This window comes from Nostoc foliaceum FACHB-393, assembly GCF_014698505.1.
Lineage (GTDB): Bacteria > Cyanobacteriota > Cyanobacteriia > Cyanobacteriales > Nostocaceae > Nostoc > Nostoc foliaceum_A.
The window spans coordinates 1-23,094 of the sequence record NZ_JACJTD010000004.1; the positions used below are offsets into that span (position 1 = coordinate 1).

At 42.5% G+C, this 23,094-nt stretch carries 25 protein-coding genes; 12 read left to right on the forward strand and 13 right to left on the reverse strand.

Features of this window, described 5'->3' with window-relative positions; genetic code table 11:
* Window positions 1–137 precede the first annotated feature (137 nt).
* Complete coding sequence (locus H6G92_RS05270; RefSeq protein ID WP_190891487.1) at window positions 138–2,072, reverse strand: GAF domain-containing protein; 1,935 nt, start codon at window positions 2,070–2,072, stop codon at window positions 138–140.
* Window positions 2,073–2,494: 422 nt separating this feature from the next.
* Here H6G92_RS05270 and H6G92_RS05275 point away from each other — a divergent pair, with 422 nt between their 5' ends.
* The 3 genes from H6G92_RS05275 (at window position 2,495) to H6G92_RS05285 (ending at window position 4,359) form a co-directional block, all read left to right on the forward strand.
* Window positions 2,495–3,217, forward strand: coding sequence for a Uma2 family endonuclease (locus tag H6G92_RS05275; RefSeq protein ID WP_190891977.1), 723 nt, complete (start codon window positions 2,495–2,497; stop codon window positions 3,215–3,217).
* 150 nt (window positions 3,218–3,367) lie between these two features.
* Window positions 3,368–4,003 (forward strand): hypothetical protein, encoded by a 636-nt coding sequence (locus H6G92_RS05280; protein WP_190891489.1) that lies wholly within the window; start codon window positions 3,368–3,370, stop codon window positions 4,001–4,003.
* Between the two features lie 122 nt (window positions 4,004–4,125).
* Window positions 4,126–4,359: a DUF433 domain-containing protein gene (locus H6G92_RS05285; RefSeq protein ID WP_190891491.1), complete on the forward strand. Its 234-nt coding sequence runs from the start codon at window positions 4,126–4,128 to the stop codon at window positions 4,357–4,359.
* Window positions 4,360–4,392: 33 nt separating this feature from the next.
* Here the strand turns inward: H6G92_RS05285 and H6G92_RS05290 are convergent, their stop codons facing one another.
* The 3 genes from H6G92_RS05290 to H6G92_RS40185 all read right to left on the reverse strand — a co-directional run bounded on the left by H6G92_RS05290 (window position 4,393) and on the right by H6G92_RS40185 (window position 5,384).
* A complete protein-coding gene (locus tag H6G92_RS05290) occupies window positions 4,393–4,686 on the reverse strand; it encodes a hypothetical protein (protein WP_190891493.1) in 294 nt (97 codons plus the stop codon).
* On the reverse strand, window positions 4,640–4,834 hold the full coding sequence (locus H6G92_RS05295) for a BrnT family toxin (protein ID WP_242059050.1): 195 nt from the start codon (window positions 4,832–4,834) through the stop codon (window positions 4,640–4,642). The genes H6G92_RS05290 and H6G92_RS05295 overlap by 47 nt, the downstream gene beginning before the upstream one ends.
* A gap of 421 nt (window positions 4,835–5,255) precedes the next feature.
* Complete coding sequence (locus H6G92_RS40185; protein WP_277926722.1) at window positions 5,256–5,384, reverse strand: hypothetical protein; 129 nt, start codon at window positions 5,382–5,384, stop codon at window positions 5,256–5,258.
* A 120-nt stretch (window positions 5,385–5,504) separates the two neighbouring features.
* On the opposite strand from H6G92_RS40185, the gene H6G92_RS05300 reads away from it, so the two are divergent.
* Window positions 5,505–6,476, forward strand: a complete 972-nt coding sequence (locus H6G92_RS05300; protein WP_190891495.1) for a hypothetical protein — start codon at window positions 5,505–5,507, stop codon at window positions 6,474–6,476.
* A 2-nt stretch (window positions 6,477–6,478) separates the two neighbouring features.
* The gene (locus H6G92_RS05305; protein ID WP_190891496.1) at window positions 6,479–6,886 is read left to right on the forward strand and encodes a hypothetical protein; all 408 of its coding nucleotides are present in this window, start codon (window positions 6,479–6,481) and stop codon (window positions 6,884–6,886) included.
* An 82-nt stretch (window positions 6,887–6,968) separates the two neighbouring features.
* On the opposite strand, the gene H6G92_RS05310 is transcribed toward H6G92_RS05305, so the two are convergent.
* Window positions 6,969–7,112 carry a hypothetical protein gene (locus tag H6G92_RS05310; RefSeq protein ID WP_190892015.1) on the reverse strand — a complete coding sequence of 48 codons (144 nt, stop codon included), beginning with the start codon at window positions 7,110–7,112 and terminating at the stop codon, window positions 6,969–6,971.
* Between H6G92_RS05310 and H6G92_RS05315 the strand changes: the two genes are divergently transcribed.
* Window positions 7,096–7,287: a CopG family ribbon-helix-helix protein gene (locus tag H6G92_RS05315; protein WP_242059051.1), complete on the forward strand. Its 192-nt coding sequence runs from the start codon at window positions 7,096–7,098 to the stop codon at window positions 7,285–7,287. The genes H6G92_RS05310 and H6G92_RS05315 overlap by 17 nt on opposite strands.
* Before the next feature lie 46 nt (window positions 7,288–7,333).
* On the opposite strand, the gene H6G92_RS05320 is transcribed toward H6G92_RS05315, so the two are convergent.
* From H6G92_RS05320 to H6G92_RS05345, 6 genes are all read right to left on the reverse strand, one after another.
* Window positions 7,334–7,777, reverse strand: coding sequence for a DUF29 domain-containing protein (locus tag H6G92_RS05320; protein ID WP_190891497.1), 444 nt, complete (start codon window positions 7,775–7,777; stop codon window positions 7,334–7,336).
* Between the two features lie 34 nt (window positions 7,778–7,811).
* Window positions 7,812–8,069, reverse strand: a complete 258-nt coding sequence (locus H6G92_RS05325) for a BrnA antitoxin family protein (protein WP_190891498.1) — start codon at window positions 8,067–8,069, stop codon at window positions 7,812–7,814.
* Between the two features lie 11 nt (window positions 8,070–8,080).
* On the reverse strand, window positions 8,081–8,413 hold the full coding sequence (locus H6G92_RS05330) for a DUF5615 family PIN-like protein (protein WP_190891499.1): 333 nt from the start codon (window positions 8,411–8,413) through the stop codon (window positions 8,081–8,083).
* A complete protein-coding gene (locus H6G92_RS05335; RefSeq protein WP_094347786.1) occupies window positions 8,410–8,634 on the reverse strand; it encodes a DUF433 domain-containing protein in 225 nt (74 codons plus the stop codon). Before H6G92_RS05335 ends, H6G92_RS05330 begins: the two co-directional genes overlap by 4 nt.
* 13 nt (window positions 8,635–8,647) lie before the next feature.
* Entirely contained in the window at window positions 8,648–8,926 is a 279-nt protein-coding gene (locus tag H6G92_RS05340; RefSeq protein WP_190891500.1) for a LapA family protein, read from the reverse strand.
* Window positions 8,927–9,070: 144 nt separating this feature from the next.
* Window positions 9,071–10,486, reverse strand: a complete 1,416-nt coding sequence (locus H6G92_RS05345; protein WP_190891501.1) for a phosphoglucomutase/phosphomannomutase family protein — start codon at window positions 10,484–10,486, stop codon at window positions 9,071–9,073.
* Window positions 10,487–10,632: 146 nt separating this feature from the next.
* Here H6G92_RS05345 and H6G92_RS05350 point away from each other — a divergent pair, with 146 nt between their 5' ends.
* From H6G92_RS05350 to H6G92_RS05360, 3 genes are all read left to right on the forward strand, one after another.
* Window positions 10,633–11,487 (forward strand): PD-(D/E)XK nuclease family protein, encoded by an 855-nt coding sequence (locus tag H6G92_RS05350; RefSeq protein ID WP_190891502.1) that lies wholly within the window; start codon window positions 10,633–10,635, stop codon window positions 11,485–11,487.
* Between the two features lie 153 nt (window positions 11,488–11,640).
* Window positions 11,641–12,426 (forward strand): hypothetical protein, encoded by a 786-nt coding sequence (locus H6G92_RS05355; RefSeq protein WP_190891504.1) that lies wholly within the window; start codon window positions 11,641–11,643, stop codon window positions 12,424–12,426.
* A 64-nt stretch (window positions 12,427–12,490) separates the two neighbouring features.
* A complete protein-coding gene (locus H6G92_RS05360; RefSeq protein WP_190891506.1) occupies window positions 12,491–13,186 on the forward strand; it encodes a hypothetical protein in 696 nt (231 codons plus the stop codon).
* Between the two features lie 87 nt (window positions 13,187–13,273).
* Here H6G92_RS05360 and H6G92_RS05365 read toward each other — a convergent pair whose 3' ends face one another.
* Window positions 13,274–14,941: a transglutaminase-like domain-containing protein gene (locus tag H6G92_RS05365; RefSeq protein ID WP_190891508.1), complete on the reverse strand. Its 1,668-nt coding sequence runs from the start codon at window positions 14,939–14,941 to the stop codon at window positions 13,274–13,276.
* A gap of 478 nt (window positions 14,942–15,419) precedes the next feature.
* On the opposite strand from H6G92_RS05365, the gene H6G92_RS05370 reads away from it, so the two are divergent.
* Window positions 15,420–18,278: a cation-translocating P-type ATPase gene (locus H6G92_RS05370; RefSeq protein WP_190891510.1), complete on the forward strand. Its 2,859-nt coding sequence runs from the start codon at window positions 15,420–15,422 to the stop codon at window positions 18,276–18,278.
* Between the two features lie 143 nt (window positions 18,279–18,421).
* Window positions 18,422–19,543: a DNA replication/repair protein RecF gene (recF, locus tag H6G92_RS05375; protein ID WP_190891512.1), complete on the forward strand. Its 1,122-nt coding sequence runs from the start codon at window positions 18,422–18,424 to the stop codon at window positions 19,541–19,543.
* Window positions 19,544–19,568: 25 nt separating this feature from the next.
* On the opposite strand, the gene H6G92_RS05380 is transcribed toward recF, so the two are convergent.
* Complete coding sequence (locus H6G92_RS05380; protein ID WP_190891514.1) at window positions 19,569–20,018, reverse strand: MgtC/SapB family protein; 450 nt, start codon at window positions 20,016–20,018, stop codon at window positions 19,569–19,571.
* A 638-nt stretch (window positions 20,019–20,656) separates the two neighbouring features.
* Here H6G92_RS05380 and H6G92_RS05385 point away from each other — a divergent pair.
* Entirely contained in the window at window positions 20,657–23,029 is a 2,373-nt protein-coding gene (locus H6G92_RS05385; RefSeq protein WP_190891516.1) for a putative PEP-binding protein, read from the forward strand.
* Window positions 23,030–23,094 lie beyond the last annotated feature (65 nt).

A 23,094-nucleotide genomic window follows, 5' to 3' on the forward strand; every position in this document is an offset into this window, starting at 1 on the left:
AGCGGTCAAATGCTTGGATGGAAAGATGCAAAATCCTCGTCAAGAACTTTGAGAGAACTTTAGCGAATGCGACTGCCAAGGTTAATCTTTGTTTTATTCGGTTGATGGTTAAGAGGCTTGCTGCACCTTCTTAGATGTCAAATGGGTTCTATATGAGCTTGTACTTCAGGTGTTGGATTAAGATTGGTTTTTTGATAGAGTTCTACCAGTTCCAATAAGCCCAGCGTATATTCATTTACATGGGTTAGGTTGCCGTAGATAAAGTTAACTGGGTTATTGATTTCATGAGCTACCCCAGCCACTAATTGACCTAAACTTGACATTTTTTCGGTCTGAATCAGTTGAGATTGAGTCTGTTTGAGATTCTGCAAAACTTGGTTGAGTTGTTCTGCTTGAGTAGTCGCAGCAGCAGTAGCAGCGCGGCTTTGATTATACAATTGGGCTTGGTCAATAGCGATCGCTAACTGGTCAGCCACACCTCGAATAATTTCCACTTCATCATCACTCCAGGGACGAAGCGCTCTAGTATGTTCGCAGACAATCACACCCAAACAACCCGACTGAGTTTGAATTGAAACTATTAGTAGAGACTTAAAGCCCAATGTCACCAGTAAATTCCGACTCTTGAAATCAAGCCACGAATCTGTCGCAATGTCATCAAAGCAAAGCAAATTCCCTTGCATGACAGCTTCACTCAGGGCTTCCACATTCTGGATAGGAGAACAGCCTAAAGGTTCTGTCAAGTCGGGAGCGCAAGCTTGCTGACTCAGTTCAAAGCTAGTAGATTCATCTTCTTGATGACACCAAAAAAACTGGCATCGATCAATCTGTAGCAGTTCCCGAACTTCAACCACTACTGCACTCAAAATCGTATTTAAATCCAGCGAGTTGCGAATTTGGCTAGATAGACGAGTTTTAAGGATTTTTTCCCGCTCAACTAGCTCTCGCAATTGGACTTCAGACTGTTTTAACTCTAGCTTGGCCATCTGACGATTGACACTAGCTCTTGCTAGTAGCCAAGAACCAATGCCAATTAGTCCTATTAATCCAGCATATAGCAGTAGCAATTGACTCAAAAATCGGTTTGATTTGGTCGTCAACGCCTCTGGCGATACCCATGAGACAATCTTCCAGTGATAGGATTTAGGATCAATTTGATTTTGGCTTGGTGCAAAAGCCTGTCCTGCTCCCGTACTAGATTTTTGCCCTTTCACAAGTGGGTAAACTGTAGTAAAAGTAAACATTCCCTCAGCAGTTTGGAATTGTCCCGATTCTTTTTGAGAAATTTCCTGCCATGCTTGGGGAAAAGCTTTGCTAAAAGTGCGGTTTTTGCGATCGGGAAACATAAATCCCCATTCATCTTCAGGCTTTGTCCCTTTTAACCAGTAGCCATCGGCATTCAGTAGCATTCCCTGACTAGAGGCGTTAGCAAAAGCTTGATTAAAATTGTCCAGCAGTTTTGCGGCGAAATAATTTAAAACTACAACGCCTCGTTTCTGCCCACGGCTATCAAAAATGGGAGTACCAAAGCGGATCATTGGCTTGAGGGGTTTTTCAACCTGACCTCGTTCGATATTGAGGTCAAGGGGAGAGACAAATACTTGTCCAGGGTTTAGCCGCAAAGTGTCATTAAACCAGTAGCGCTTGGCTTGCACTTGCAGTTTTTCTTCGGGGACAATCCCTGGTTCACCCTGGTTGAAGTTGACTCTAACAACTTCCTTACCTGATTGATCTAAAAAGCGAATTTGGTCGTAAAGTTTTTTATATTGAGAAAATAAGAAAAATTCTTGGGAAAGTGCCTGTTGTTGTCCATTCACTCCCTCTAAAACTCTTTGTAGCTCGTTTTGTTTAGAGATAACCATCAAATCTGAGACAACAGAATAAAAATCTCCGCTGATTACTTTAGTTTGTAAATCTACCTTGCCTAGTTCATTAGTTTCTAATACAACCTTCTCAGTTTGTACCTGTTGGTAGTAGATAGTCGCGATAACACCCCCAACTAATGCTGACAACGGCAAAAAAACCGTTAAAAAGTGTTTGATTAAAATTCGTGAATGGATCTGTGGTGACATATCTGATACTTAAGTACGATTCAAAAATCGGGCTAAAAATCAGCTAAGTTCCAGCTGCGCCACATTTTCGGAGTCCAGGTTGAGAGAAAACTTTTTCTCCTGGTAGGTATAGGTAATCAGCCCAGCTACCAAATTCACCATGAAATTGAATACTTTGCGACTTCTGGAATGTTCTAGTTGAACAATATTCCACCCTTTTTTGCTATTGTCAGTTAGACACTCTGATAGTCAGTACCGAAAAACCACGAGTTTAATGTAAAGATTTGACACTTATAAGTATTTTCATACTGAGATAAAAGACATAAGTCGATGTATACGACGGGCTACGCCTAGGCTAAAAATGGTTTTTGATTTTTGATATGCGATCGCACATCAATAGATTACCTACAATCTATCTAGAATCAGATTTGGCAAAACCGCTCATGTTAAACTACAATCCGCTCCATTGTTTGCCATCTTCCGAAGAACTACCGGACTCTAATGACACCCCTGTGGATAATGAAGTCCAAAATTTAATTCCCGGCTTGCTGAAAACGACACTAGCTTTAGTTTGGTGCGATCGCTGGGATTGGTTCTTTGGTGTTGATATGGGTATTTATTATGACCCAGAAAAATCAGCTATTGTCCCTGATGGATTTCTCAGCTTAGGAGTTAAACGCTTCATTGATGAAGATTTACGCCTAAGTTATGTGCTGTGGGAAGAAAAGCAACCGCCAACTTTAGCACTAGAAGTTGTTTCCCAAATATATCGGGAAGAATATAACATCAAGAAAGAATTCTATGCTAAAGAATTAGGAATTTTGTACTACGTTGTATATAGTCCCCTTCGGCGTAAAAAGACACCATTGGAAGTGTATCGCCTAGTTGACGGGGAATATATCTTAATGTCAGGAAATCCCGTTTGGCTACCAGAAATCGGTTTAGGAATTGGGCGAGAACGAGGAATTTATCAAGGTATAGTGCGGGAATGGCTGTACTGGTATGACGAAGAAGGGCAAAGATTGCTGACACCAGAAGAACGTATTAGAGAAGCGGAAGAACGCGCAGCTTTTGAAGAACAGCGGCGGGTGGAAGCAGAACAAAAAGTAAAAATGTTAATTGAAAGGTTGAATGCGCTAGGTGTTGATCCAGAAACTTTGTTATAGATTCACCAAATTTTCTAATTTTCGCTGCCTTAATGTTAATTAGCTTCCTGGCTAGGGAATTATATCTATAAAGCAACTAATAGCTGGACGGTAAAAATCGTCATAGCTTGTTGCTCAATAAATATATTTACCAAAACCTTCATCAAAAATATGGAAGTTAAATTAGGATTTGGAGCAGTCCCAAAACCTCAATATGTTTTTGTCAGCAAAGAACCCGATCACTGTTGGTATATGCTTGCTGAAGATGAAAGACGCATCCCAATTTATGAAAAAGCGTTGACTGGGGTAATTACAGGGATAGAAGTTAATAAAAAGGTTGAAAATACATTTGGCCCAGATGAAAAAATAAATCTGTTTATCCTAGCAGATAAACCTTATATTATCCAATCAGGAAACGATACTTACTTTTCTAAAAGTTTATTGCTGTCTTTGGATGCTCTTACTTCTGAACAACTACGTCATCCACTTACTATTGCCGTTAGTCCTGGAGATAAAAAAGTAGTATTCTGTAATATTTACGATCCAGTCATTTATCGCTCTGTAGGTGTTAGTTGGGATGAACATAGGGAAATTGACTGGCAAACTCTAGGGCAAAAAGTAAGTTTAAAAGTTCTGATAGCTCAAACCGACAGATATTTAGCTCAATTACATTGGACTCCAGAGCAGGGAAGGGATTATTTGCAGCAGAAATATGGCAGGCGATCGCGTCTACAACTCAGTGATACAGAAATTCTGGAATTCATTGATTACCTGAAGCTACAACTAACCCAAAACTGCTCAACTTAACTGCTGTTGGGTTAGTATGCGATAACTGCGGTCGCCCTGTTGCTACACTGAGATGCTAGGCTGGAATAATTGCGATCGCAGAGTTAGAGTTAAATAAAAGTACCAAATATTAAAACACTTCTATGAACTCAAGGGCTGATTTGTTGACTCGCATTACTCAAACTCCTGGTCAGTGTGGTGGTCGTCCTTGTATTCGAGGTATGAGGATTCGTGTGAGTGATATTTTAGAAATGTTGGCTGAGAATGTCAGTGTTTCTGAGATTTTAGAGGATTTTCCCGATCTTGAACTCGAAGATATCCAAGCCTGTCTATTGTTTGCAGCACGGCGAACTCACTTTCCTTGCTTGACAGCATGAAAATTTGGATTGATGCTCAGTTTTAGTATTGTATTAGATTGACTTTGCCTCAGACGCTGGATAAGCTTTGTGTGCTTCTGCATAAATCTTTAATGCTACAGCCATCTGCTGTTCGGCAGTCTCTCCCTGCTCTTTGAACCAAGCAAAAGTTTCAGGATCTACCTTAACTGTTATTGTTACAGGTGACTTGGGCATTCGCAATTGTGCTTTAGCAAAAAATTCTTCTGACAAGGGTGGAATATCTGAGGTATCGATGTCTTCGTCATTCATTGCATCGACTCTAACCCAATCGGTTTTTGAGGTATTGTTCATAGCGTTTTCGTTCATGAGACAGTGCCTTTCTTAATGAGATGATCCGAACCATTTCTTCACCTGGCTCGGTGTAAATAACTACTACGATTCGTCCATCAAGGAGTCCAATGCCGAGATACCGATCCTCTCCATAGTTCTCTCGTTCATCTAGGTAGACAAGCATGGGTAGATTAAAGATGCGGAAAGCATCAGCAAAGTCGAAACCATGCTTTGTGATGTTGCTTTAGTTTTTACGCTCATCCCACTCAAACTTCATGGACTCAATATACCAGTGACACCGGGAAAATCAACTGTGACTATATCACCGGGATTAAATGTCACTAAACTGTGTCCTCACTTTTAGGAAAAATTGAAGCTGCGTACTATAACGAAAACAATGCTAAATCAACCTGATCTTCCCGTTGACTAGCAACTTCCAAGCAACCTTGAATCGCACGCATCTTGCAGCATTTCTAATAGATGTTCGTAGCTGTCTCCCCAAGTGTGACATCCTGCTAGGGCACGTACAGAACCACACCATACACCGTCTTCTTGCTAGATAACTGCTTTAATTTTCATTGCCAATCATCTCCACAAGATTGCGACTAATATTCTAGCGTCAAGCCGAGTGCGTAGGCATAGCCCTTCGTAGACATCGCTTGTCCATTGAATTGAGATTTTAGCCTCCCACAGGGATCGCACTCAACACAAAAATGATTGACAACTGCATTCATCGCAGTCTCAAATTTACACCTTCTGAATGTTCATTAGTTAGTATCTCCGGGAAACATAAGTATAAGGTGATGCCTTGCTTTTATGTTTAACCCGTAGACAAGTACTAACAGGAGTATTTCATGATTCCACTGATCTTAGGTGCTGTTGCTATAGCTGGCGCTGTTTTTGGTGTAGGTGCAGGTGCTATGGGCGTTGCGGATATGAATGAGGCAAAAGAAATTGGCAAACGCGCTCAAAAGCGTCATGAGGATGCTGTCAGCCAATTAAAAACAGACTGGGAAGCAACTAACGAACTGGCAGAAGAGTATGGTCAATTCCAGCTTGATGTAATGATGCGTACAATTGGACGTTTTGTTGACTTTATCGAACGAAACATTGGTAAAGCAAAACAAAGCGAAAAGGAGTTCTTAGAGGGGCTAGACGGAATTTCAGTTCAGCAGATCAAAGAGTACAAAACTGCCGCAATGGAAGCTGAACAGTTTTTCAAAGGTGGCGGTAAGGCTATCGGGGCAGCAGCAGCAGGATACAGTGGCGCAATGGGTATTGCTACCTCTGTAGGGGTAGCGAGTACTGGAACACTTATAGGAGGACTCAGTGGTGCTGCCGCCTGGAATGCGACTCTAGCATGGCTGGGCGGTGGCTCATTAGCTGCCGGTGGCGGAGGCATGGCTCTTGGTTCTCTTGTGTTGGGTGGTATCACTGTTGGGCCGGCTGTACTAATTGGAGGCTTTGTGCTGGCTGGTGAAGGCGAGAAAGCGTTGACAAAAGCACGGGAATATGAAGCTGAAGTTAACACAGCGATCGCTAAAATTGAAGCAGCAAAAGACTTTATGCAGCAAGTGAAACGGCGAATTACAGAGTTGATGGATTTGGTTGAGTCTCTCAACAATCTTGCTGTTGTGGGTCTGAATGAACTTGAATCTTTGCCATCATTTGACAAAAACAGGGATGCTAGTAAATTCCAGCAGCTAGGGCTTTTAGTGAAGGCGCTTGCAGAAATTATGAAAACCCCTGTTCTAGATAATCAAGGGAATCTAAACGCTGCTACTGCAACTATCAAAGCGAAATACCATACCCTTGGAGGCAATTAAAAATGTCAATCAAGAAAGTTACCAAAGTAGTAGTCAAAGAAGTCATTAATCCTGCTGAATCTCTACAGCAAATGGTTTCAGCATACACCGATTACCTAAAAGTTGCCGAACAGGAACAGACAAAGAGACGAGAGATTGATGCTTGGGAAAATGAAATAATCACCAAGATTAATGCCCAGCGAGAGTTGCTGATGGCGTATCTAGATCGCTCTTTTGATGAACGTGCAGAAAACTTTCGCGCTTTATTTGCTGTCGTTGATAATGCGATCGCATCCGGCAATAATGACCAACTAGCCCTTACCTTAAACTCAATCACAGAAATTGCTAAATCAAGCCCTTTCAAAGACCTTGCTAATTTAGCTTCTGTTCGCGCCGCCCTAGATGATCCAGACCACGAATGGACGTTTTAATTTTATAAGAGTGCGATCGCTCTACTAAAACATGAAAAAAGCCTGTGTTATCAGGCTTTTTTCATGTTTTAGTACGATATATTCAGGCTAAAAGCGTTTTGATAAAATAGCGATCGCCACTATCATTGTGTTGCAATACAACTTTCACAAGACGATGAGCAAAGAAAATATTACGTTTCGGATAGATAGCGATCGCAAAGCTGCACTTGATGAGATCGCGATTCATTGCAACTGCGATCGCAGCTACCTACATACTTAATGAAACGGTAGCCACTTATCTAGAAATATATCAGTGGCAAATTGAGGAAATTCAAAAGGGAATTGCTGAAGCGGATGCTGGAGACTTTGCCGATGATGAAGAAGTAAAAGCGACTTTTGCAAGACTCACCAATGCATATTAAGTGGCTGCGTAGTGCGCTTCATTCCACACAGCCACAAATAAAGTTATTAAATATCGCTTGCTTCCGGTAGCCAGTCTTCATCCAACACTAACTCTACAGAATATGGGCACTCTTCTGGAAACACGGATACAAGTATGCCCGTTTGCTTGGCTGCTTGCCGACGTGCCCTTTGATAACTTTCCTCAAGTTGCTCTGTAGGATAGCTCTTAAGACTAGGACTATCTTCTATTGCTAACTCAATTTGGGTGCGAGAATCAGTGATGGAATCGAGCCAACTATCTGAGCGACGCTGGGGTTGATATTGCCACTTGAGCAAATGCAAGAGTAAGCGAGTTAGTTGACTGGCAATAGCCCGCCGTTCACTTTTGCCCAAGCCTTCAACCTCTTCAATCAGATATTCTACATCAACTTCATGCCAGCGATGCGATCGCAATAGTTGGGCTGTCTGCTCAATCCACAAATTAAAATCTGCTTTATAAGTTGCGCTCATAGCCGTTCTCGATCTTACGGAAGCCAAAATATTTTTATTTTCCAATACGCTCAAGTGCTTCTCGCAATACTCGCCGTAATGTATCTTCTAACGGTTCACGGCGCTGCTGAATGTACTCACGCAAGGCATCGTTAATCAAAGTTTGGTAATTTCCACCACCTGCTGCGTGAACTTGGTCACGAAACCATGCTAGTACTTCATCATCTAGGCGAATTGTAATTCGAGTTTTGCCTGTTGGTGTTGATTCAATCGCTCCCCGCTTGCCCTGGCTAAAATCATACTCAGTTTCCATAATTTCCAAATCTAATACAGTGTCAAAACTCCCAAATCTGGATTTTTGTCAAAAGCTTGGATATCCTCTAAATGCGATCGCAAAATCTCTTCAATCTGTCTGGTTGAACAATTGCCATAACGAATCCAAATCACTTTCGGAGGAAATCCTCGTAAAATGCTCAACTCATTAAAATCAGCATCTCTCGTGACAACAGTAAATCCACTTTGTCGGGCATATTCCCAAACAGTTAGATCATCTGCTTGATCTAAACCTATAAGAAAAAGATGCTGAGAGTTTGGGTACATATCAGCCAGTCGATCAACTAATCGAGGTGATAAGTTATGGTCAAACAATAACTTCATGCTTGCATTGTCAGCATTTGCCGTTCTCGATCAGCTGCATAGCTTAGGCAAGCCAAAATATCCTCTTGTGTCAAATAAGGAAAGTCATCAAGCACTTCCTCGTAGGTCATCCCAGAAGCAAGATATGATAAAACATCGTATACAGTAATTCGCATTCCTCGAATACAAGGCTTACCACCTCGTTTTCCTGGTTCGATTGTAATAATGTTTTGATACTGCACAGCTATTCAACCCTCAAAAGTCTTCATCATCGACAAAAAATTCGGCATCGTCTTCCAATCGAGAATTACCTTGCCCAAAACCAGCAAGTCCCCACAGAGGTTGCAGCAGTGCCATGCCAATTAACCCTATACCGGCACTAAAAGCTAGCACTAAACCCATTGGTATCTGAATCGTTTGGAATGTTAAGAATTTTAACGATACGGGTGTGGCATTTTGGACTGAAATAATTGCGATCGCTATCACCCAAACCGCTACAACTAGAGATGTCAAAAAAGGAGCGAGAGTTTTCATACTTTGATCGAAGTGAGGAGAGACGCGATTGAGAAGTTAGGAGTTATTAATTTAGAACTCATAACTGTTTAAAAGGAGTTAAGAGTTAAGAATTGTTAATTTACAACTCTTAACTCCTAACTCCTAACTCTTAATTCTTGATTCTTATGCCTCTAGTTTAGCAATGGCACTCTCTAACTCTTGGGCGATTTTGGTGAGTTTTTCGGGAGTGTTGGTTTCTAGGTAGACGCGCACCAGTGGTTCTGTGCCGGAAGGACGCAGTAAAATCCAGCTACCTTCTTCTAAATAGAGCTTAATGCCGTCTTTACGCCCCACTTCCTTGACTTTAATTCCTGCTACCTCTGTAGGTGGATTTTTAGTAAAGGAGTCAATGACGGCGGTTTTATGCGCCTCTGTGAGGTGTAAGTCTAGGCGGTTGTTGTAAAGTGGGCCATCGGCTTCGGCGATCGCTTCTTTGACAAGTTGACTTAACGGTTTGCCTTCATAAGCGATCGCTTCTGCCACCAGCATATCGGCTAAAACCCCGTCTTTTTCGGGAATATGTCCGATAATACTCAATCCGCCTGATTCTTCTCCACCAATTAATACATCAGTTTCGCGCATTTTTTCGCCGATGTATTTAAAACCAACTGCTGTTTCGTAAATTTGCAGCCCATTTTTGGCAGCAAAATTATCCAGCAGATGGGTTGTAGCCACAGTGCGGACGATAGCGCCTGTTTTACCTTTATTTTTGATTAAATGACGTGCTAGAACTAACAGCACAGTATTCGGAGTTAGGACATTTCCTTGTTCATCGACGATGCCAAAGCGATCGCTATCTCCATCCGTTGCCAAGCCCAAATCAGCTTGATCGCGAACTACTGCTTCCACTAACTCAACTAATTGTTCTCCTTTGGGTTCTGGCATCCCACCCCCAAATAAAACATCCCTCCAATCGTGGAAACTTTCTAACTGAACGCCACTATGTTGCAAAACTTCATCTAAATATCCGCGAGAGGTAGAATACAAAGCATCGTACTTTACCTTTAAATTAGCGCTTTTGATTTTTTCTACATCAAGTAGGGTGTAGATAAATTGCAGATAATCAGGTTTTGGGTCGAAAATTGAAATTGAACCTGATGGGTTGCTTCCAGGCAACTCATCCGATGCACTTTCTATATTTGCCACAATAGTATCAGTAATCTCTGGAGTGGCAGGCCCAGCATAATCGGGTATATATTTAATTCCACAGTAGGGTGCTGGATTATGACTAGCAGTAAACATTAACGCCCCAGCGGAATTTAAGTGACGGGCGTTGTAGGCAATTACTGGTGTGGGGCAATCCCGATCAGTAACTTTCACAGTCCAACCCAAGTCTGCCAGTACTTGGGCCGCTGTTTGGGCAAACTGGTCAGCTAAAAAGCGAGTATCGTAGGCAATAAGTACTGGTCTGTCTTTTGTGTAGGCTGTTTCTAAGTAAGTGGCTATTGCTCTTGTTACTTTCCGCACATTGGGGAAAGTAAAGTCATCGGCAATAATCCCTCGCCATCCATCGGTACCAAATTTTATCTTGCTGGACATTTTTGCCACTTGCTCCCGTACATTATCAGTACTATTCAAGCTTCCCGCAAAGCGTGTGTAGCAGCAAGTATCCCCCGAAGTTCTTTTCTAAGGAAGCCTTAGCTTAAACTTCTGCCCACCGTATTTTCTCTCACTGTTTCTGAGCAATGTCAACCCCCGATCGACCTTTTGCCAGTTATCACCTTTGGTCTCTAGTTGCCCCAGCGACCGGGCAAGAACGCTGGCATTGCCAGATGAGACGGGGGTTTATCAAAGCGCGGCAACACGAACCACAAGTCAAAGCGCTGTTAACGCAAGCCACCGCACCCCAGCGGATTGGGATACTCGCCCAAAAAGGCGTTTATGAGTTTCATCATCACAGGCATCTGTTGAAGCAAGCAGATGGTGTAGAAAGAGTTGCACAGCTACTGAAATTAGCCAACTCAAGTGATCAAGTCCAGCAACGCGTGCTGCAAATTTTGAAAAAATATCACGATGCACCGTTACTTTTGGATAAAGATATTATTCAATTAACTCCAGGTGATGAAGGCTTTCCCAAACCGATAGTAGTTGAACAAGAAGATTATTGCTTTCGCTTATATGCGGCTATGGACTGCGTTTTCATTGAATCTGATAGCACTTTACATATTTTAGATTTCAAAACTGGTAAGTCGGCTTTTGATCGACGACAGGCATTAGTTTATTTGGTAGCTGCTCGTTATCTTTACCCTGGACGGGAAGCTGTCGCATCATTTTATAATTTAGAAATATGTAAAAAGTCTGAGTTAATTAGCATCAATAGTAGTGAATTAGAATCCTTAAAATTTGAGTTAGCGAACATTGCTCACAAGCACCAACACGACTTGCAAAAATATCAGGAGCACAGTAGTAATTTCAGTAAAATTTTCCCTCCTAATCCTGGATCTCACTGCCGATTTTGCCCATTTAACTCAATTTGTGACTTTGCTGATTTTAAGCAGCATCAATCATATCCACTGCCCAGTTTAAGAGTTAATAGCTAATTGGTTTACCTCTTTATCTTGGCTCAATATTCAAAAATAGCTGCAAAATTCTCGTACTTTTACTGACCTCACTCTTCACTCCTATCAGACAACCTAGATGTAAAATACACCGATTTTTATTTTTTATCTTTGGGTTGTGAGGAGTCAATACTAGTGCGATTAGCCATAAATAAATCTGTATTTAGATTAGTAGGAATTTGGACATTTCTTTTACTTCTAATATTTAAGGGTATTTTACCTCAACCTATTTACGCATTGCTGTCGTCTCTAGATACTTGTGCTGTTCAACCGGAATGTGCCGCTGCTATAGGCTCGGAATTAGCTCCTACTGCGGAGGCTACCGGAACGACATTAATTAGCACAACTATAGCTACAGGAGCTACTACTTCTTCTGTGCAAACTGTTGCTGTAACTACAGTTGTTGGAGATATGCGCGTATCTGGACTGGTTGGTGATTATATTTGGAATAAAGCTAAAAATGAGCAGGCTAAAAATAAAGCTGATGAGAGATATTGTTCTTTTTTTCCACTTAATTTGGTTTGTGGCCCACAAGGTCAATCTTCAGTTCTTTATAATTACAAATTTCACCAAACAGTACATTATAGGAGGTCTGGTTTTCCCGACAAATTTGTAACTCATCATTATCGAAGTTGGCGACCTGTACTAGGGGCAATTAGAAGTTTAGCTCAACCTCCAGGTATTGAATTTGGTGGTGGTTATCCTCCATCTGGTGATTATGTAACGTGGATTCGTTTAAATGATGGAAATGGCAATAATCAAGATCGTGGAGTCGTTTATGAATACTCAACTGGCGACACGATGACATGGGATGATTATGCAAATTATTCTAACAATAATGTTGAGGGAGAATGGATTAGTGATGTGGTTCGTGCTGATACACTGCCAGATAATTTATCCCCTCGTGATAGGAAAGATTGACTTCAATAAAAGCACGATGTGGCTGTTAAATTAATAAATCTTCATCAAATTAGAGGTTGCTGGCATGAAAGAGCTTTTTATACTTCTCCAAAAGATTAAAGAAAATCCAGTTATCTACATAGACAAGCCATCAATTACTTGTCTTCGTTCATTCTTAACTGGGTACATAGATAGTCTAATTACACTCGGATTTACTGACATAAACTCTTGTGGAATGGAAGGGTTTCAAGAGTGGGTACAAGAAAGAGCAAAAACTAATGTGAGTCGGTCTTGGGCTGGGATAATTCTCTCTTGCTCTGGAAGTGAACGAGCTGCTTTTAATAGGTTCTTTGAAGAATTTGAGCAATTCTTAAAGCAGAAAGATGATTCAAAAATTCAAAAAAGTGAAGTCATTTCAAGGCTTAGTGAGAATATGAGTTTTCCTCAGTTTGATATTTACAACGAGATTCTAAGTAATATAAAGAAAAGACCAGGAATGTATTTAGGGACTAATTCAATCACTAGACTAGATATGCTTTTGCGAGGATATAGTCTGGCTCGAAAAGAAGTTGGCGTATCTCCAACAGAGCCAGAAAGTGAATTTGAAGGTTTTCAATCATGGATTGAAGAAAAATATGGCATTAACTCAGGTCAGTCATGGTCTAAAATAATTCTTTTCTATTCTGTAGACGAGCCTGAGGCACTACAGAAATTTTTTGAATTGTTTGAAGAATACTTGAATAGAAATAAGAGTTTAGAAGTAGACGCAAATTGTGGTTAAGCAGAGACTATTAAGGTGCGTTAGCCTACGGCATAACACACCTTACTCGCTTTCTCAGCACCTTTCCAGGATGCTCAATGCCCTAATTCAAAAGTCCGGTAATTCTTTAAGAATTGTGAAGCGAATATGATTAATCGCCAAATCACCAATGGGGATATCTTCTTTGGTTAGCCGCGCACCTTGACTTGTCACAGTTTCAAAAGTGATACCTTTGCCAATTTCAATGTGATACCAGCATAAGCCCATAAAAAAGCGCGTCGGATAAGGCCCCCCTTGACCCACATCGTCAGGATTTGATTCCATTGGCAACCAGCCAAAATTCGGTACGTAAAACTCCAGCCAAACATGATTAAAGTCCGGTTGTAGCGGTACTCCTAATAAGTCACTATGGGGAGGACATTTGTACCTACCTACAGTCCGACAAGGGATGTCATTTAAACGGCATAACGCAAGTAAAACACCGACATATTCGCCACAGGAACCAACACCTCGCTCTAAAACTATATCTGGCGTGTCAATGTAAGGTTTAATACCGTAGGATAACTCATCATAGACGTAGTTGCGGATGCTATACATTTTCCGCAGCACATTGGTTTCAGAACCAATGGCTTCTCTAGCAGCACGGCGAACAATGGGAGTGTCCATTGCTAAATCATCGTCATCCACTAGGTAGCGTGTTTGTAATTCGGGGGACAGTTCAGGTATATCTTCTACATCTCTTGGTGTGATGCGATACTTAATGCCTCGAACTTCCAAAAGTGCTTTCCAGCCAAATATATGCCGTTCACCTGGGGTAAGAGAATCAAATTTAAAGACTGCTACACGTTGCCCCTCTATCACTTCTTCGGTAAAGGGTATACCAATGGGTTCAACGTGTTTTACCTTTTGACGTTCGGTTTCCGATGGTAAGGCGATGCGCCATTCTACCTCAGGTAAATAAACCTCGTCTAAGGGTGCAATTTCCTCAGCATAGGACATTTCAATGAGATAACCGTTAGAGAGGGCGTAGCGCTTATCTGGTTGGTAATGATAATACAGGGGATGAATAAAAGTGCGATCGCGGAATGTTAGTTCATGACTCGGATCAGCATTTGGGTTGTCCCGAATATAAGGCTCCTCTGTGGCATAGGCGACGTAAATACTTTCTTTACCTGTTTCGTCAGTTTTATGAATTGCTATGCCTGTAGGACATTCAAAAGGGGTCAGGACACTAAATTGTAGTTCTCCTGTTGCTCTGTCCATCGCGTAAACTGATTGTTCGGTGCGATCGCAAATCCACAGCATTTCCTGAGTCACTGCCAAATTTTCTACCCCAACTCCAGGGGCATAAAATCTGGTAATCTCTTTTCGCGTTTCGCGGTCAAAAATCAGAATGTAGCCCAGCCTTTGACAACTGACATAAACTGTCGTTTCCCAAACAGCAACGCCATCAGCCGGATAAGGCAATGTCACAAAATGTTCCAGTCCCAAAGCATTGAGCTTGCACAAGTAAACACTATTTTCTCGGCTCACCCACAGGGTATCTTCCCATACTGCGATACCAGTGACATCGGTAAATTCTTTAACTTGATGGGGATTGAGAATTTTGCTGTTGTCAGAGGTGGGATCAATCTCCAGTAGATGCCCTTTAATGCTGTCAATGGCAATCAGTCTATCTTTAATGAAAGTAATGCCACACAGGGTAGCAGCAGTCAGCGGTCGAATTGTTTTTTGCCCAAACATCTGGCTTGCGGTCGTGGGGAGTGCAAAACTCATATTAAGCATATTTCTTGAATGGTTTAGCACGCCTGGACAATTCAAAATTAAAAACTCTGCTGGAAAAGTTTGCTAAATCAGGAAACCCTCCTGGCACGCCAGTTCGCTTGAAGGCGAAATACACAAATGGCTGGCTCAACTTTGGGCAAAATTCAAAATTAAGAAATGCATTCGTGCCATGCATCCTGGCTATTGACTAGATGTAAATGAAAGCAATGGCAGCCTAAAATTAATTGTGGCATACGCTCTGCAACAAAGCTTCAAAGCTCTATTACTCACAATTATCGGTACAATATGTTCCAAAAAACTCTTTCGTGAGAAATAACACTATCTCAAAAAAGGATAAATTTACAAATGTTAAGAATTACATATACACTCATACAACTGGGCAATCGCCTTAATGTAACTTTAGAAGATGGAATTCCTGCCATCACTAAATTATGATCGAATTTTGTAACCATTTGCTGTGACCTACACGATGTCTGCTAATTCTCTGCCTGAAGGTGCCGCCGTTTGGCATAGTTTAGAAGTTGATAAAGCGCTAGACCTGCTTGATAGTAATGCAGACAGCGGCTTAACACCCCAAGAAACTCAACAGAGATTGCAAAAATACGGCCCCAATGAACTTGAAGAAACTGCTGGCCGTAATGCTTGGGAAATTCTGCTGGATCAGTTCAAGAACATTATGTTGTTGATGCTGATTGGCGTAGCTCTAATTTCTGGGTTTTTAGACCTGATGGCTTTGCGATCGGGCAGCTTGAAGCCCGGTGAAGTGCCATTTAAAGATACGATCGCTATCTTAGCAATTGTCATCCTCAATGGCATACTCGGTTACGTCCAAGAAAGCCGTGCCGAAAAAGCCTTGGCAGCACTGAAAAAAATGACCTCTCCCTTAGTGCGAGTCATTCGCGAGGGTAGACTGGTGGAGATAGCAGCCAAGGATTTAGTGCCAGGGGATGTAATGCTGCTGGAAGCTGGGATGCAGATAGCCGCAGATGGACGCTTGATCGAGCAGTCGAATTTACAAGTGCGTGAGTCGGCGCTAACTGGTGAAGCCGAAGCGGTGAATAAACAGGCATCACTAAAATTGCCGGAGGATACATCATTAGGCGATCGCCTCAATGTCGTGTATCAAGGAACCGAAGTAGTCCAAGGACGCGGTAAGGTTCTGGTGACGAACACCGGCATGACTACAGAACTAGGCAAAATTGCCACCATGTTGCAGGCGGTGGAAAGTGAACCTACGCCTTTACAGCAACGGATGACTCAACTGGGTAATGTCCTAGTTACGGGTTCTTTGATTCTGGTGGCGATCGTTGTCGTCGGCGGTGTGATCCAAGCAAGAGGCTTTAGTAACATCCAAGAACTCTTGGAAGTTTCCTTGAGTATGGCGGTTGCTGTAGTGCCAGAAGGTTTACCTGCTGTAATTACCGTGACTCTAGCGCTGGGAACCCAGCGAATGGTGCGCCAAAATGCTTTGATTCGCAAACTGCCCGCAGTGGAAACTTTGGGTTCTGTAACCACAATTTGTTCTGATAAAACCGGCACGCTGACGCAAAATAAAATGGTCGTGCAATCGGTTTTCACCAATAACAAAACTTTTCGCGTTACCGGCCAAGGTTATACTCCCACAGGGGACTTTCAGTTAGATGACCGAAAAATTTCCCTAGAGGAATCTCCAGAAATCTCAGCGTTGTCTGTTGCCTGTGCTGTTTGTAATGATTCAGTGTTGCAAAAAGAACAAGGTGAATGGGCAATTTTGGGAGATCCGACAGAGGGCGCATTAGTCACTCTGGCGGGAAAAGCTGGAATCGAAAAAGACCAGTGGAACAGTAAGTTACCTCGCGTTGCCGAGTTTCCCTTCTCTTCAGAACGCAAGCGGATGAGCGTGATTTCTCAGGTGGAGGGAGTCGCCACAGGTGAAGCGTCTTCGAGAGATGTTGACCCAGCGATCGCTGGCTTGATCCAATCTGAACGTTATTTAATGTTTACCAAAGGTTCCCCAGAGTTAATCTTGGCACGTTCCACTCAGATTCATTTGGGCAATCACTCAGACCCCTTGACCGAAGCACAACGCCAAAATATTTTGACAGAAAATGATCAAATGGCGAGTAAAGGTTTGCGGGTGTTAGGTTTTGCCTACAAACCCCTAGCAGAAATTCCACCGGAAGGTTCAGATGAAGCATCTGAGCAAGGCTTAGTATGGCTGGGATTGGTGGGAATGCTAGATGCTCCACGACCAGAAGTAAGGGCAGCTGTTCAAGAATGCCGAGAAGCAGGAATTCGCCCAGTAATGATTACTGGCGACCACCAATTAACAGCACGAGCGATCGCTACCGATTTGGGAATTGCCCAAGAAGGCGATCGCGTTCTCACAGGTCAAGAATTGCAACGGATGAGTGACCAGGAATTAGAGCAAAACGTTGACCTGGTAAGCATCTATGCTAGGGTTTCCCCAGAACACAAACTGCGAATTGTCCAAGCACTGCAACGCCGGGGTCGATTTGTGGCGATGACAGGCGATGGTGTAAACGATGCTCCAGCCCTCAAACAAGCCGACATTGGTATTGCAATGGGCATTACTGGCACTGATGTCAGTAAAGAAGCCAGTGACATGGTGTTACTTGATGACAATTTTGCTACCATTGTCAGCGCCACTAAGGAAGGTAGAGTTGTTTACACCAATATTCGCCGCTTTATTAAATACATTCTGGGCAGTAACATTGGCGAAGTTATCACCATTGCAGCAGCACCCCTAATTGGTTTAGGAGGCGTTCCCCTTACCCCCTTGCAAATTCTCTGGATGAACTTGGTAACAGACGGTTTACCAGCCTTAGCATTAGCTGTGGAACCTCCAGAACCAGATGTAATGAAACGTCCGCCTTTTAGTCCCCGTGAAAGTATTTTCGCTAGGGGATTAGGTTCTTACATGATTCGCATTGGTATCATCTTTGCCATTATCAGCATTGCCTTAATGTGGTGGGCTTATCAACATACCCATGCTGCTGGGTATCAGGGAAATCGCGATGCTTGGAAGACAATGGTATTCACTACCTTGTGTCTCGCCCAAATGGGTCATGCGATCGCCATTCGCTCTAACAACCGACTGGCCATCGAGATGAATCCCTTTTCCAATATTTTTGTACTAGCGGCTGTTGTTGTCACCACGATTTTGCAGTTGATGCTAGTTTACGTCCCACCCCTGCGAGATTTCTTTGGTACTCACTACCTGAATCTAGAGGAATTGGGAGTTTGTATTGGCTTCAGTGCCTTAATGTTTGTCTGGATTGAAGCGGAGAAGATATTTCTGCGGATTATGGGTAAGAAGGCCGTTTGAAAAAGTGAGGAGTTGGGAGTTAGGAGTTAGGAGTTAGGAGTTATGAGTTGAAGAACATTTTGCATTCACAACTCAAAACTTAAAATTCCTCACTCCTCACTTATAATTTCTAACTCTTAACTCCTCACTTCTAACTTTTCGTTATGTACCTAAAAACTCTAAACCTCCGACAATTTCGCAATTATCAAGACCAAAAGGTTGAGTTTACTGCTGCCAAAACAATTTTGGTAGGTAATAACGCTCAGGGAAAATCGAATTTGTTGGAGGCGGTGGAGTTGCTGGCGACATTGCGATCGCACCGAATGGCCCGCGATCGCGATTTAGTCCAAGAAGGAGAAGCAATAGCCCAAATTAATGCCACCCTTGAGCGACAAACAGGCGTTAGTGACCTTAGCTTAACCCTGCGCCGCAATGGTCGCCGTAGCGTTGCTCTCAATGGTGAATCTATCCGCCGTCAAATGGATTTTCTCGGCGTTCTCAATGCAGTCCAATTTTCCAGCCTAGATTTAGACTTAGTACGCGGTGGCCCGGAAGGTCGCCGCAACTGGTTAGATACACTCTTAATTCAACTCGAACCAGTTTATGCTCACATTTTGCAGCAGTATAACCATGTGTTACGCCAGCGTAATGCTTTTTTAAAACGTCATGTAGAGACATTAGATGCAACGTCTCTACACTCGGAACTGGCGGTGTGGGATGCACAATTAGCTACCACAGGAACCAGAGTGATTAGACGACGCGATCGCGCCATCCAAAGATTAGCTCCCATTGCAAGTGCTTGGCACGCCAGTATTAGCGGCAGTACAGAAATTCTGCAAATCAATTACGTGCCGAATATTCCTTTAGAGGATAACCATCCTGAAGAAGTGCAGCAAGCTTTTTTAGCAAAAATTCAGCAGCGAGCGATTGCTGAAATGCACCAAGGCACTACTCTTGTCGGCCCCCATCGAGACGAAATAGAATTAACTATTAACCAAACACCCGCTCGTCAATACGGTTCTCAAGGTCAACAACGAACGCTGGTTCTAGCTTTAAAATTAGCCGAATTACAATTAATTGAAGAAGTCGTTAAAGAGCCACCATTGCTATTACTAGATGATGTTCTTGCCGAACTCGATTTATCCCGTCAAAATCAATTGCTTGATGCTATTCAAGACCGCTTTCAAACCCTGATTACTACCACTCACTTGGGTTCTTTTGATTCCCAGTGGTTGAAGTCCTCCCAAATTCTTTTTGTAAAAGCAGGAGAAATAATCCAACAGTAATTATCAATTATGAATAATTTTGACCTTATTCTAACCTTTTAAAAATGTTGAGAACTACAAGAGTCAGCAGAGAACCGATTAATCCTAACTGCCATAAACCACAGCCAGCAGCAATTCCCAATGCAGCTGAAACCCAAATAGCTGCTGCTGATGTGAGTCCGTGAATTTCAAGTCGTTGTGATTCTTGGGGAGATTGGCGCACAATTTCTCCAGCACCGAGAAATCCTACACCAGTTGCAATCCCCTGAATTACACGGCTAAGTGCATCAGTAGTATCTTGCAGTCCTCCTGTTTGCATAATTATCAAAATAAAAATGGCTGAACCGAAACTCACCAGCATGTGAGTTCTTAAACCGGCTGGTTTGTGCCTAATTTCGCGGTCTAAGCCGATTATCGCTCCAATTAGCAATGCAATGCCTAGTCGGAAGCTCATATTCAGCCAATCATTAGTTGCCAGGTAGTAAGTGTTTGACAATGCTTAGTTTGGTATAGAGTATTCTATATACTAGGCTAACTGATAATATTTTTATTAATGGAGTTTAATCAAATGGGTTTAGTGCAATAGCCTATCTCATATTTAGATTTTATGGATTCAGGAATGCTTTTTAAGCTAGTAATTAGTATCTTCTATTATTAGGATTATTTTTCAATAATATCTTCTTTCAGTCAATAAATTGAGGTTTGCATGATGAAATTATGGAAACGATCATAATTTGGACAAACTACATGAATTTTAAGTTTATTAAATAGTTGTTGGGCCATTTAAAATAACTAATGCTATAAAAGCCTACCTTAAATTGCTAGATTTAACCCATACACTTAATAATTAAATATGACACCGCCATGTACAATCTCGATAAAGAACTAAACTCCCGGTTTTAGGGAAGGGAGGCGAAATGAAGGCAAAAATTTGATTTCCAAAGAAGTCGAATTACAGGAATACATCGTGTAACTAGCAATTAACCACTAACAAGGTCGGTAAATTCAAGGTAAATGCTGAAAACTATTCCTATTGAGGAGTCCTGATTCAGGAGTCAGTGGATTAACGCCTGATAACGTACCAGGAGGGAATAGCTGTGGCGACAAATAGACAATTGAAAACTAACAAATTGAGTGGATAAACTCTACTGGCTAGACCAAATTAAACTACAAGACCGCGCCAAAGTAGGTGACAAAGCGTTTTTCTTAAGCAAAATTATCCAGCGTGGCTATCCGGTGGTGCCTGGTTTTGTCGTTTCAGCGGAAATTTTACGGCAATTTCTCGAAAATCTCAATAGTTCAGAGTCATTAGTGGCTGACTTACCCCATTCTTCGTTACACCTGGATGTCACTAATTGGCGGCAACTTCAGCAGGTGGCTGGTCGCTTGCGCCAGGAAATTCTGACTGCGACTGTGCCAGAGGAGTGGGTGAGGACAATTTTCCAAGCAGCTAGAGAATTGGAAACTGGCTGTTTAATTCTTCGACCTACCTTGGCAGTATCGACTGCTACCCCAAGTATGAAGAATATATCTGGTTTGCTGGAGTCGGTGTTTTGCCAGTGCGAACCCGAAGCGATCGCTTTTGCATTAAAGCGTACCTGGAGCCAGATATTTCGTGCCAGAAGTCTACTATATTGGCAGCGGGCCGGAATTAATCTGCAACAAATAAATTTAGCAGTTTTGGTGCAACCTGTTGATAATGCGATCGCCAGTGGTTTGCTCAGAGCCAACTCCTCCGGCTGGGAAATTGAAGCTACTTGGGGATTAGGAATTGCGATGGCTCTTGGCGAAGTCCAGCCAGATGTTTACTACATTCAACAGGCAACTGGGATTGTACTTGAGCAACAGTTGGGCAATAAAATGCTCGCTTATGGTGTGGATGATGCAGCACCTGAAGCTTTTTCGCAACCCATCCCCAAGTCAGCGTTAACACCAGATCACACTTGTCTGAGTACCTACCTACTTCAGGAAGCCCAACAAAAACAGTACGCTTTACAAGAAGAATACTTACAACAAATAATTGCTCTGGGAACTCAACTGGTGAGTGAACTGGGAAAAACCTTTACTATTAAATGGACTATCGCCGGGCAAACTCCATCTGGCAAGCTCTACATAACACAAGTTAGTTCTCCCCAATCTGTAATTATTCCCCACGGACACTTCATCAGGGGACTAGGGGCGGCAGGAGGACGTGTTGTGGCGACTGCCCTAGTAATTACTAATCCGCAACATAAACCCGAACAATTACCCAAGGGAGCGATTTTAGTAATACCAACGATCGCACCTGATTGGTTACCATTACTGCAACAACTTGCTGGGATTATTACTGAACAAGGCGGATTAACCAGCCATGCTGCAATTCTTGCCAGAGAATTAGGTATTGCAGCAGTAGTGAACGCAACATCTGCTACAAGCTTAATCCAAACTGGCGAACGACTGCTGCTCGATGGCGACAGAGGAGAGGTTTATCGAATTAAAGGGAACTCAAAGGAGGAGATGGAAAGAGGTAAGGAGGAAGAAAGTGGGAGACTAGGAAGAGAAAAGTTGCTTTCCTCGAATCACTCCAATCCCAAAGCAACCCATCCTCCTCTTAGTTCTCATCTACCTATGATTGCTACCCAACTGCTGGTTAACTTGAGTCAGTCCAGTTTAATAGAACAAGTGCAAAGCTTTCCTGTGGATGGGGTGGGATTGTTGCGCTCAGAATTGATGGTACTAAATATATTGGACGGGCAACATCCCAATAGTTGGATTTTAGGTGGGCGGCAAGCAGAATTGTTAGAGCGATGGTCTGAGCAGATTATGCAGTTTGCCCGTGCCTTTGCACCAAGACCAGTTTTTTATCGTTCTTTAGATTGGCCGCAGGATTTACCATCATTGAGTGATAATTTACAATCTTCAACCCAGTCGATGTTAGGTGAACGTGGTACTTTCAGCTATTTACGAAATCCCGCAGTATTTGAGTTGGAATTGCAAGCTTTGGCAAGTGTTCAGCAAGCTGGTTACAGCAATGTCAATCTAATGTTGCCTTTTGTGCGAACTGTGGAAGAATTTGTCTTTTGCCGTCGCAAAGTTGAGCAAGCTCTTTTAACTGAGGTGTCACAGTTTCAATTGTGGATGATGGCAGAAGTGCCAAGCGTCCTGTTTTTACTGCCAGAATATGTCAAAGCAGGTGCAGATGGAATTTCTATTGGTACAAATGACCTGACCCAATTATTGCTCGGAGTGGATCGAGAGCAAGGACAGCTAGCAAAAGTATTTAATGAACGTCATCCGGCAGTTATGAGTGCGATCGCTCAACTGATCCAAATGGCTAAAACTGCCGGTATACCTTGTTCAATCTGCGGTCAAGCACCAGCTCTCTATCCAGAAATTATTGATAAGTTAGTGGAATGGGGTATAACTTCCATTTCTGTGGAACCAGAAGCAGTGGAGCGAACATATCAGGCGATCGCTCGTGCCGAACAACGCTTAATTTTAGCAGCTGCACGACGTGAATTAAAGTAATCCAAAGAAATGGCTCAATCTCTCCTTCCTGAAGTGGATTGGCGCGGAGGTGATGAATATGAAAA

Excerpts from the sequence above, each read along its gene's own strand:
- H6G92_RS05270 (WP_190891487.1), bottom strand. The coding sequence starts at position 2,072 with ATGTCACCACAGATCCATTCACGAATTTTAATCAAACACTTTTTAACG.
- H6G92_RS05275 (WP_190891977.1), top strand. The coding sequence starts at position 2,495 with ATGTTAAACTACAATCCGCTCCATTGTTTGCCATCTTCCGAAGAACTA.
- H6G92_RS05280 (WP_190891489.1), top strand. The coding sequence starts at position 3,368 with ATGGAAGTTAAATTAGGATTTGGAGCAGTCCCAAAACCTCAATATGTT.
- H6G92_RS05285 (WP_190891491.1), top strand. The coding sequence starts at position 4,126 with ATGAACTCAAGGGCTGATTTGTTGACTCGCATTACTCAAACTCCTGGT.
- H6G92_RS05290 (WP_190891493.1), bottom strand. The coding sequence starts at position 4,686 with ATGAACGAAAACGCTATGAACAATACCTCAAAAACCGATTGGGTTAGA.
- H6G92_RS05295 (WP_242059050.1), bottom strand. The coding sequence starts at position 4,834 with ATGCTTGTCTACCTAGATGAACGAGAGAACTATGGAGAGGATCGGTAT.
- H6G92_RS40185 (WP_277926722.1), bottom strand. The coding sequence starts at position 5,384 with ATGAATGCAGTTGTCAATCATTTTTGTGTTGAGTGCGATCCCTGTGGG.
- H6G92_RS05300 (WP_190891495.1), top strand. The coding sequence starts at position 5,505 with ATGATTCCACTGATCTTAGGTGCTGTTGCTATAGCTGGCGCTGTTTTT.
- H6G92_RS05305 (WP_190891496.1), top strand. The coding sequence starts at position 6,479 with ATGTCAATCAAGAAAGTTACCAAAGTAGTAGTCAAAGAAGTCATTAAT.
- H6G92_RS05315 (WP_242059051.1), top strand. The coding sequence starts at position 7,096 with ATGAGATCGCGATTCATTGCAACTGCGATCGCAGCTACCTACATACTT.
- H6G92_RS05310 (WP_190892015.1), bottom strand. The coding sequence starts at position 7,112 with ATGAATCGCGATCTCATCAAGTGCAGCTTTGCGATCGCTATCTATCCG.
- H6G92_RS05320 (WP_190891497.1), bottom strand. The coding sequence starts at position 7,777 with ATGAGCGCAACTTATAAAGCAGATTTTAATTTGTGGATTGAGCAGACA.
- H6G92_RS05325 (WP_190891498.1), bottom strand. The coding sequence starts at position 8,069 with ATGGAAACTGAGTATGATTTTAGCCAGGGCAAGCGGGGAGCGATTGAA.
- H6G92_RS05330 (WP_190891499.1), bottom strand. The coding sequence starts at position 8,413 with ATGAAGTTATTGTTTGACCATAACTTATCACCTCGATTAGTTGATCGA.
- H6G92_RS05340 (WP_190891500.1), bottom strand. The coding sequence starts at position 8,926 with ATGAAAACTCTCGCTCCTTTTTTGACATCTCTAGTTGTAGCGGTTTGG.
- H6G92_RS05345 (WP_190891501.1), bottom strand. The coding sequence starts at position 10,486 with ATGTCCAGCAAGATAAAATTTGGTACCGATGGATGGCGAGGGATTATT.
- H6G92_RS05350 (WP_190891502.1), top strand. The coding sequence starts at position 10,633 with ATGTCAACCCCCGATCGACCTTTTGCCAGTTATCACCTTTGGTCTCTA.
- H6G92_RS05360 (WP_190891506.1), top strand. The coding sequence starts at position 12,491 with ATGAAAGAGCTTTTTATACTTCTCCAAAAGATTAAAGAAAATCCAGTT.
- H6G92_RS05365 (WP_190891508.1), bottom strand. The coding sequence starts at position 14,941 with ATGAGTTTTGCACTCCCCACGACCGCAAGCCAGATGTTTGGGCAAAAA.
- H6G92_RS05370 (WP_190891510.1), top strand. The coding sequence starts at position 15,420 with ATGTCTGCTAATTCTCTGCCTGAAGGTGCCGCCGTTTGGCATAGTTTA.
- recF (WP_190891512.1), top strand. The coding sequence starts at position 18,422 with ATGTACCTAAAAACTCTAAACCTCCGACAATTTCGCAATTATCAAGAC.